Below are 8,737 nucleotides of genomic sequence, written 5' to 3' on the forward strand. Positions count from 1 at the left end.
TGATTTCTGATAAGCTGGCGAAAGAGCTTTTCGCCAACGATGAAAATGCTGTTGGTAAAACGATTACCTGGCAATTTGACCTCGTCAAAAAAAGCAGTATCGTTACCGGCGTTTTTAAAGAAATACCCACGAACTCCTCCACCCAGTTCGATTTTATATTGCCTTTTGATGCATTCAAAGATATCATGAGTATAACAGCGCTGGACCCGCAAGGGCCTTTTCTGACCTATCTGGTCATGAAAAAAGGGACTGATATTCCTGCCTTCAATGCAAAGCTGAGTAGCTTCATGACCAATATTACAAAAGGAGCCACCAGTCCAAGAACCTTATTCCTGCAACATTACAGCGATAGCTACCTCTATGGGAATTATGAAAATGGCGTAGCAGTGGGCGGCAGGATCAGTTATGTAAAACTGTTTTCGCTGATTGCATTGTTTATCATCCTGATTGCCAGCATCAATTTTGTGAATCTTTCTACGGCCAAAGCTTCCGGAAGAATGAAGGAAATGGGTATCCGCAAAGCAGTAGGTGCCAATCGCGTTACGCTGATCGGGCAATACCTCAGCGAATCTATGCTGCTCACCTTTTTGTCACTGATCATTGCTTTGATAATAGTCATGGTGCTACTACCACATTTTAATCAGCTCACCGGCAAAATGCTGACATTACAGCTCACCCCTGGATTAGTACTGGCGGTGCTGGGCATTACGCTGACAACGGGCTTGCTGGCAGGCAGTTATCCGGCTTTATATCTTTCCGGCTTTAGCCCGCTGGCCGTGTTGAAAGGAAAGATCCAGCAAGCCACGGGGCAGCTGCTGGCCCGAAAGGGATTAGTGGTTTTCCAGTTTACCCTATCCGTTTTATTTATGGTGGCGGTGATCACAGTATACCGGCAAATCGCTTATGTGCAATCTAAAAATACAGGATACGATAAAGATAACGTGGTGTACTTTGATGCCGAAGGAAAAGTACCGCAAAACATGCCGGCATTTTTAGCAGCACTGAAAAGAATTCCCGGCGTGGTAAATGCCTCCGGCATGGTCGGAAACGTGCAGGGCGCGCCAACAATGGGATATACCTGGAAGGGGAGAGGGGCAGTGGAAACAATTCAGTGTCGCCCTATGATGGTGAATTATGACATGATAGAAACACTGGGTATTGAAATGGCCGCTGGTCGCCCGTTTTCCCGGGACTTCGGTACAGATAATACCAAAATTATTTTCAATGAAGCCGCTATCAAAGCCCTGGGCATTACCGATCCGGTAGGGAAAGTCATTGAATTCAGCGACAGGAAACTGGAGATCGCCGGCGTGGCGAAAGACTTTCATTTTCAATCGCTCCATGAAATCATCAAGCCGATGTTCTTTATGCTGGATTTTCAAAATACGACGGTGATGGTGAAAATAAAAGCAGGCCAAACAACAGCAGTGCTGGAGCGGCTATCGGCTTTCTACAATACTTATAACCCCGGCTTTACATTCGATTATAAATTCCTGGATGAAGACTACCAGGCGCAGTATACCGCTGAGAAAAGGGTAGCGGCGCTATCTAAATATTTCACTGCATTGGCCGTGCTGATCTCCTGTCTGGGACTCTTTGGACTGGCCACTTTCACCGCAGAAAGTAAGCGCAAAGAAATCAGTATCCGTAAAGTATTGGGCGCCACTGCTGCCAATGTAGTGATGATGCTGTCGCGGGAATTCCTGCGGGCGGTATTGATCGCCGTATTGATAGGGTTACCGCTGGCCTGGTATTGCATGGATCGCTGGCTGAATAGTTTCGCCTATCATATTCGTTTAGGCGCCGACGTATTTTTACTGGTAGGTGGTGCTATGCTGTTGATCACGCTGCTGACAGTGAGTGTACAGGCAATACGCGCAGCGTTGGAGAATCCGGTGAAGAGCTTGAAAATGGAATAATTGCACTAAAAAAAACGTCCGGATGTAATTACACCCGGACGTTTTTTTATGATGACGACAGCTATTTAGAATTTAAACCCTAATGTCAGCACGATGTTACTTCTGGTGTAATCCAGTCTGGCAGCAGCAGGCGAAAATCCTTCCTCATATATTTCATAAGGCTGGTATCTGTCTTTCCCCTGTGTATAGGTGTAGGTAGCATCCGCATAAAAACCTTTATTACGGTAACCAACACCACCGCTGTAAGTCTTGCGGGAAGCATTTACACCGGCATTGTAAGTATCATTGCTGTAAGGATTGCCATAGGAAGCAAAACCAGCTCTCAACGCATACATCGCCTGGAATCTAACCTCAGCGCCTACACGAACATTGGAGGTGGATTTATAGATAGCTTTGATATTATTATTAACACCTGCTACAGATCCCTGATCACTACCCATTTTGAATTTACCGGAAGCCTGGTTTACAAATTCGTAATCTGCTGTAATGAAACCTTGTGTGGTTTTAGGTTCGGCCAGATTGCCAAAAAAGTAAGAAGCACCGGCGCCTGCGCGTAAAGGAGCAGTATAGTTATAATCGCTTTCTGTGGGATATCCCTGGTTCAGGTCAATAGAGTATGCGGATATCACACCCTGGCCATCTTCTGAATCAGAGTGAAGCTCAGCAGTGTAGCTGTCGTGGATAGAATACCAGGTAGGCGTAGCGAAAGTTCCACCTAACCTGAAGTGATCAGATACTTTATACAAAATACCCAGTTTAGCATTAAACCCTAAGCCCGTGCGCTTCAGGTACCTGTTGTAGTCGGAGAAGTTAAACCCGTTGTTGCCATTGCCGGTGGCGTCATCTTCTGACCAGGTAAGTGTTTCTTTATAATTAATGCTGGGCAAATTAATGCTACCACCTATGTACAAACGATCGCCATAATTACCACCAATAGCAAAGGTATATTCATTCATGCCTCCTTCTGTCTGGAGGGTGCCTCTTTGCTGTATACCAGCCAGATTCCCTATTTGCCTGGAAGGGGAAGCCTGCGACATAAAGGTGGTATCACCGGGGGAGACTGCGTACTTATTGATTAGGTAAGTATCGTAACCAAGATCAAAACCCAGTCCCAGCGTGGCATCACTGGCATTATTAAAAAGGTCATCTATCCAGGAATCAGATAAAGAGGTTTTATTATTACGTCCTGCGATGAGCATTTTGTTATTATAATTGGCCAAACGCTCCATGCCTAATGAAAAAGTAATATTGTTCCAGGTACTGCTGCCACTGTTCTTATTGGTGGCCATCACCACGCCGATAGAGGGCAGCTGGAAGTTGGAACGGGTTCCTTTATTATCCAGCTGGTTATTACCAAGGTAATTAGAGGTAAACTGGGAGATGCCAACACCGCCTGAGATGTGAAATTCACCGGTCTTAAAAATGGCAATACCTGCCGGGTTAAGATGTGCGGATGAGTAATCTCCTCCAAGACCAATACCTGCTCCACCCAGTGCCTGTGTTCTCGCTGTACCCTGAGGCTGCATAGGTGAATAAAGTAGTGCGTCGTTGGAACTTTGGGCCATGGCTGTTACAGATATAAACAAGCCGCCTAAAAGAGGATAAAGTCTTTTAATCATGATCTGTATACTTAAAAAATGAGATTTGCTTTGCAGGCTATTCTAATGATGCTAACGTGTGCTGCAATTTGTTGTATAACGGTTATATGGGCAAAACCTTGTATGAGATAAAAAATAAGCGTAGGTTTTTAGGCTACGCTTATCTTGATAATATTTTTATTAACGACCACCTCTGGAAGGACGGCTGTATCCACCGCCACCGCTTCCGCCGCTGCTGCGACCACCGCTTCCGCCGGAGTTGGAAGGCGTGTAGCTAGGTGCAGGAGAAGGAGCTGGTCTGCTATATTCAACGCGTTGCGGACGGGAATAACCACCGTTGTTGCTGCCACTATTGTTATTACTGTTCTGGTAAACAGGTCTGGTCACAGGTCTTTCAGAGTTTGACTGCTGGAATACCCGGCGTGGTCTTTCCACTGATCCGCCTGGATTTACAGTGCCACCATTACCACCACCATTGACTGGTTGCAAAGTACCGCTTCTGTTAGGACGGGTATAACCACCGCCACCGGTACCACCACTGTTGGTATAATTAACTCTTTGTATTCTTTCGCCACTCGCTCTTACCGGACCATAGGAACTGGAAGGACGGCTGATGTAACCACCGCCATAGTAACCACCATGTCCGTAGTATCCGCCACCGCCATAATAGCCACCACCATAGTATGGATAGTAGTAAGAAGGCCAGTAGCTGCCGATGTAAGGATATCCCCATCCGCCACCATAACCCCATGGGCTATAATAACCACCCATGCCCCAGCCAATGCCAAGACTCAGGGAAGGACCATAAAAACTGCTGTATGGGCTGTATCCCATGCCAAATCCACCGTATCCCATGCCATAGCCTCCCATCATATACATGCTGGATGCTGCATTGTAACCATCCCAGTAATCACCGGAATAGTTGCTGCTACTGCCAAATCTGTTCAGACGACGTTGATAATCGCCCTGATCTTCATCCTGGTATGTTACATAGGTGCCGCCATCAGTTTGATCTCCCTGCACATAGTTAGCATCATTTTCATCCTGCTTACTATTACCGTTCGAACCATCATTGGAGGCATAGGTACGCTGCTGCTGACGCGGAGAATAGTATACATCATCCGGGGTCTGAGCCGTTTTATAGGTACTGGAACACGCTCCCAGTGCGAGCGATGCGGCCAGTCCAATGTATAATATAGGCTTCATTTGAAATATGTTTTAAGCGTGATTCGTGTAGTAAATTTACTCCTTTTTAACGGATTTAATAGGAGGAAAGTTACAATAACATAGTCGAGGTTATATTATTTTCTGATAACTGTTTGCACAGTTATGTTTTTCATCTATGTTTGTGACATTTTCTCCTTACATATAGTGACAAAAATTAAGCCAATTCAGCCTTTGTCAGCCGGCTGGGGTATTTAATTTTGTCACGACAAATTGAAACGAAAAAAGCTTAAAACTAACGATATATAAATAAGGTATAATTTTTATGAGTAAAGAGATTACAGCCCGTTCGGAAGACTATTCAAAATGGTATAATGACCTGGTATTGAAAGGCGGCCTGGCAGATTATTCCGCAGTAAAAGGATGTATGGTGATCAAGCCATACGGTTTTGCACTATGGGAAGCCATGCGCGATGTACTGGATCGCAAATTCAAGGAAACCGGTCACCAGAATGCGTACTTCCCGCTGTTCATCCCTAAAAGCTTCCTGAGCAAAGAAGCTGCCCATATTGAAGGATTCGCCAAAGAATGCGCTGTGGTCACCCACTATCGCCTGAAAAACGATCCTGATGGCGGCGGCGTCATCGTTGACCCGGAAGCTAAATTAGCTGAAGAACTTATCGTTCGCCCTACCTCTGAAACAATTATCTGGAATACATATAAAGACTGGATCCAGTCTTACCGCGACTTACCCCTCCTGATCAATCAGTGGGCCAACGTAGTGCGTTGGGAAATGCGTACCCGCCTGTTTCTCCGCACCACCGAATTCCTCTGGCAGGAAGGTCATACCGCACACGCTACCTCTGCTGAAGCCGTGGCAGAAACAGAACAGATGCTCAACATCTACGCTGATTTCGCCGAAAACTTCATGGCGGTACCGGTGGTACGTGGTATCAAAACCGCCAGCGAAAGATTTGCCGGCGCAGTAGAAACCTATTGCGTAGAAGCGATGATGCAGGATGGTAAAGCCTTACAGGCAGGTACCTCTCACTTCCTCGGCCAAAACTTCGCCAAAGCATTTGATGTGCAGTTCTCCAACAAGGAAAATAAACTGGACTATGTATGGGCTACTTCCTGGGGCGTATCCACCCGTCTTATCGGTGCCCTGATCATGGTACACAGCGATGATGAAGGACTGGTAATGCCTCCTAAAATTGCACCTATCCAGGTCGTAATCGTACCTATCTATAAAGGCCCCGATCAGAAAGCGGGTCTTGATGAAAAGGTAAACGTGATCGTTAAAGAACTGAGAAGCGCCGGTATCAGCGTGAAATACGATGATTCCGATAACAACCGCCCAGGCTGGAAATTTGCAGAGTACGAAATGAAAGGCGTACCTGTTCGTATAGCCATTGGCGCGAGAGATCTCGAAAACAACGTGGCGGAAGTTACCCGTCGCGATACCAAAGAAAAAATGAGCCTGTCGCTGGATGGTTTACCAGCCCGCATTCAGGAACTGCTGGAAGAAATACAACTCAACCTCTTTAATAAGGCTAAAGCTTACCGCGACAGTCACATTACCCGTGTAGATACTTTTGAAGAATTTGAAAAAGTACTCGAAGAAAAAGGTGGCTTCATTGCTGCTCACTGGGATGGTACCGCCGAAACAGAAGAGAAAATCAAAGACCGCACAAAAGCGACTATTCGCTGCATCCCGCTCGATAATCCGCAGGAAGCCGGTACTTGTATTCTGACAGGTAAGCCTTCCAAAGAAAGGGTGTTGTTCGCAAGAGCATACTAGAAAAGAATTACGAATTACGAATTACGAATTACGGATTGGTGGGGAGATAGATGTGAAGGTTTCCGCTAAGATCTACCCACCAATCCGTAATTCGTAATTCGTAATTCGTCATTCTTTCTATCATATTTACTAAATTTATCCAATGCCCTTGAACCGTTACATAATGTTATGGGGATTGGTCTTCTTTTGCACTGTTACTACAAGCCTGGCTCAGGGGCTGATGATCCGTAACTACAATGTGAAGGATGGACTGGCCAACGCCACTGTTTATGCTGCTGTGCAGGATAAAGACGGTTTCATATGGTTTGCTACTCCCACCGGCGTTAGTAAATTTGACGGAAAACGCTTCCGTAACTACGCCAAAAAAGACGGTCTTACTGATAACGACGTCACCAAACTCGCCGCCGACTCCAGGGGAAGGGTATGGTTTTTTACCCTCAACGGCAAGCCCTCTTTCTACCATCAATCCATTATTCATAGCGAAGAAAACGATAGCACCCTACGGTTCAACAGCCGTAGCCACTACATGCAGTATGCCTTTGAAGGCAAAAACGGCGTAGCATGGTTCCTTAATACCAACAACCGCATTGTTCAGTACAACGGCAAAGAAACCATTTACGACAAGCTCGGCGCCGCCGGCGCGGACTTGTTTTTCATGATGCGTAATGACACCATCTTCCATCCCCTCCAGGCATCTTTTCACCTGGAAAGCCTGAAAGATCCCAACAACCCTGACCAGAAATTATATCCCGTTTGCCCGTTCCCGTTAGATGATCCTGCCTTGCGCACCCGTGTTAACGACAATGCCGTCGTGATTGTTCGCAACACCATTTACTCCTATGCTGCTAAAGATGCCATGTGCTTCTTTAATGGCGCGGAATGGGGCATTCATGACGATATCAGTCATATGTGTATTGACAATGACAACCTCTGGGTGGGTACCCAGCGCGCATTGTACTTCCTCAAAGGATTTTTTAAAGGAGAACATAAAACCATCAAGCTACTCGATAACCACTACATCACTTCCCTGTTGAAAGACAGAGATGGTAACATCTGGATCACCACTTTCGGTGACGGCGTATACAATATCCCCTACAAAAATTTTTACTTCAGCTACCTGGATAATACCAATGGCTTATACTCACATTCTATTTTTAGTATCAGCAAGGATAAAAAAAATAACCTGTTGCTGGTCGGGCAAAATGCCGGTGTACTTAACCTGATGGATGGGGATAACCGTATCAGCAACCAGTTTACCCTGGACACTACTTCCGGCCGTAATAGCGTGCTGGCTATTTTACCGCATAAAGACGATAATGTACTCATAGGCACCGACAACGGACTGTATAACTTTAATACGCTCACGCATAAAACATCTCTCCTGAAGGCTGTAAAAATGCTGAAGGATGTAGATGTGTCGCCAGCCGGCAAAATCAGGCTGGCCGCCAAAAATCAGGTGATCGCACTCGATGATTATACCATCGGTGACCTCGACATGCTGGTGACCTCTATTGCCTGTGTCAATGACTCGGCTTATTATGTAGGCACCAACGCCGGCCTGTACTTCTGTACGGATGGAAAGCGGCAGCTATTGCCCGCCGGAGCAGATACGCTGCGCAAAGTAAGTATCAAAGACCTGAAATGGATAGATGGCTCCCTGTGGATTGGTACCAGCGATCAGGGTATTTATGTGATGCAGCATGATATGATCGTGAAACACCTGTGGTCTGCCAATGACCTGGCCAGCGATATTTGTCAGCAGCTCTACTACGATGGCATTGGCCGTTTGTATGTGGCTACTAACCGCGGTGTATCGGTAATTGATGTGAAAACACAGTCCATCACCCGTAACATCACGTCCAACGACGGACTCAATTCCGATGATATCCGTGGCGTATATTCAGATAATAACACATTGTACATCGCAACTTCCAATGGTCTGTGCTATTTCAATGCGGATCATATCCCCGTGGATACCATCGCGCCGGTCATCTACCTGAATAATATCCGCTACGGTGACAGTACTTTCCTGCCAGCTAACAACTTTGTACACCTGTATAAGAGAAAGGCTTCTTTTGAAGCGGAATTTGGCACCATCGTTTTTGATCTGCCGGAGCTGGTAGAGTACCAGTATAATTTTTCGGGAGATACCACCAACGGCTGGGTTACTACCATGTCGAACATTATACCGTTCCCTGATTTACAACCAGGTAGTTACAAGTTGATGGTGAGAGCCCGCAAATATAAGAGCGATT

Annotated in this window: 5 protein-coding genes; 3 read left to right on the forward strand and 2 right to left on the reverse strand. The window is 46.0% G+C overall.

Annotation, left to right across the window (positions count from 1 at the left end):
* A partial coding sequence (locus VIP81_RS08955; protein ID WP_331958682.1) for an FtsX-like permease family protein occupies positions 1-1,919 on the forward strand: 1,919 nt, incomplete at its 5' end.
* Between the two features lie 65 nt (positions 1,920-1,984).
* On the opposite strand, the gene VIP81_RS08960 is transcribed toward VIP81_RS08955, so the two are convergent.
* Both VIP81_RS08960 and VIP81_RS08965 read right to left on the reverse strand, forming a co-directional pair.
* The gene (locus tag VIP81_RS08960; protein WP_331958685.1) at positions 1,985-3,538 is read right to left on the reverse strand and encodes a hypothetical protein; all 1,554 of its coding nucleotides are present in this window, start codon (positions 3,536-3,538) and stop codon (positions 1,985-1,987) included.
* Positions 3,539-3,697: 159 nt separating this feature from the next.
* The gene (locus VIP81_RS08965) at positions 3,698-4,723 is read right to left on the reverse strand and encodes a hypothetical protein (RefSeq protein ID WP_331958688.1); all 1,026 of its coding nucleotides are present in this window, start codon (positions 4,721-4,723) and stop codon (positions 3,698-3,700) included.
* A 283-nt stretch (positions 4,724-5,006) separates the two neighbouring features.
* Here VIP81_RS08965 and proS point away from each other — a divergent pair, with 283 nt between their 5' ends.
* Both proS and VIP81_RS08975 read left to right on the forward strand, forming a co-directional pair.
* Positions 5,007-6,482, forward strand: a complete 1,476-nt coding sequence (proS, locus tag VIP81_RS08970) for a proline--tRNA ligase (RefSeq protein WP_331958691.1) — start codon at positions 5,007-5,009, stop codon at positions 6,480-6,482.
* 148 nt (positions 6,483-6,630) lie between these two features.
* Positions 6,631-8,737: ligand-binding sensor domain-containing protein (locus VIP81_RS08975; protein ID WP_331958694.1), on the forward strand; the 2,107-nt coding region annotated here is incomplete at its 3' end.

The organism is Chitinophaga sp., assembly GCF_036566945.1.
Classification (GTDB): domain Bacteria; phylum Bacteroidota; class Bacteroidia; order Chitinophagales; family Chitinophagaceae; genus Chitinophaga.

Coding starts and splice junctions, on each gene's coding strand:
- VIP81_RS08960 (WP_331958685.1), bottom strand. CDS start 3,538: ATGATTAAAAGACTTTATCCTCTTTTAGGCGGCTTGTTTATATCTGTA.
- VIP81_RS08965 (WP_331958688.1), bottom strand. CDS start 4,723: ATGAAGCCTATATTATACATTGGACTGGCCGCATCGCTCGCACTGGGA.
- proS (WP_331958691.1), top strand. CDS start 5,007: ATGAGTAAAGAGATTACAGCCCGTTCGGAAGACTATTCAAAATGGTAT.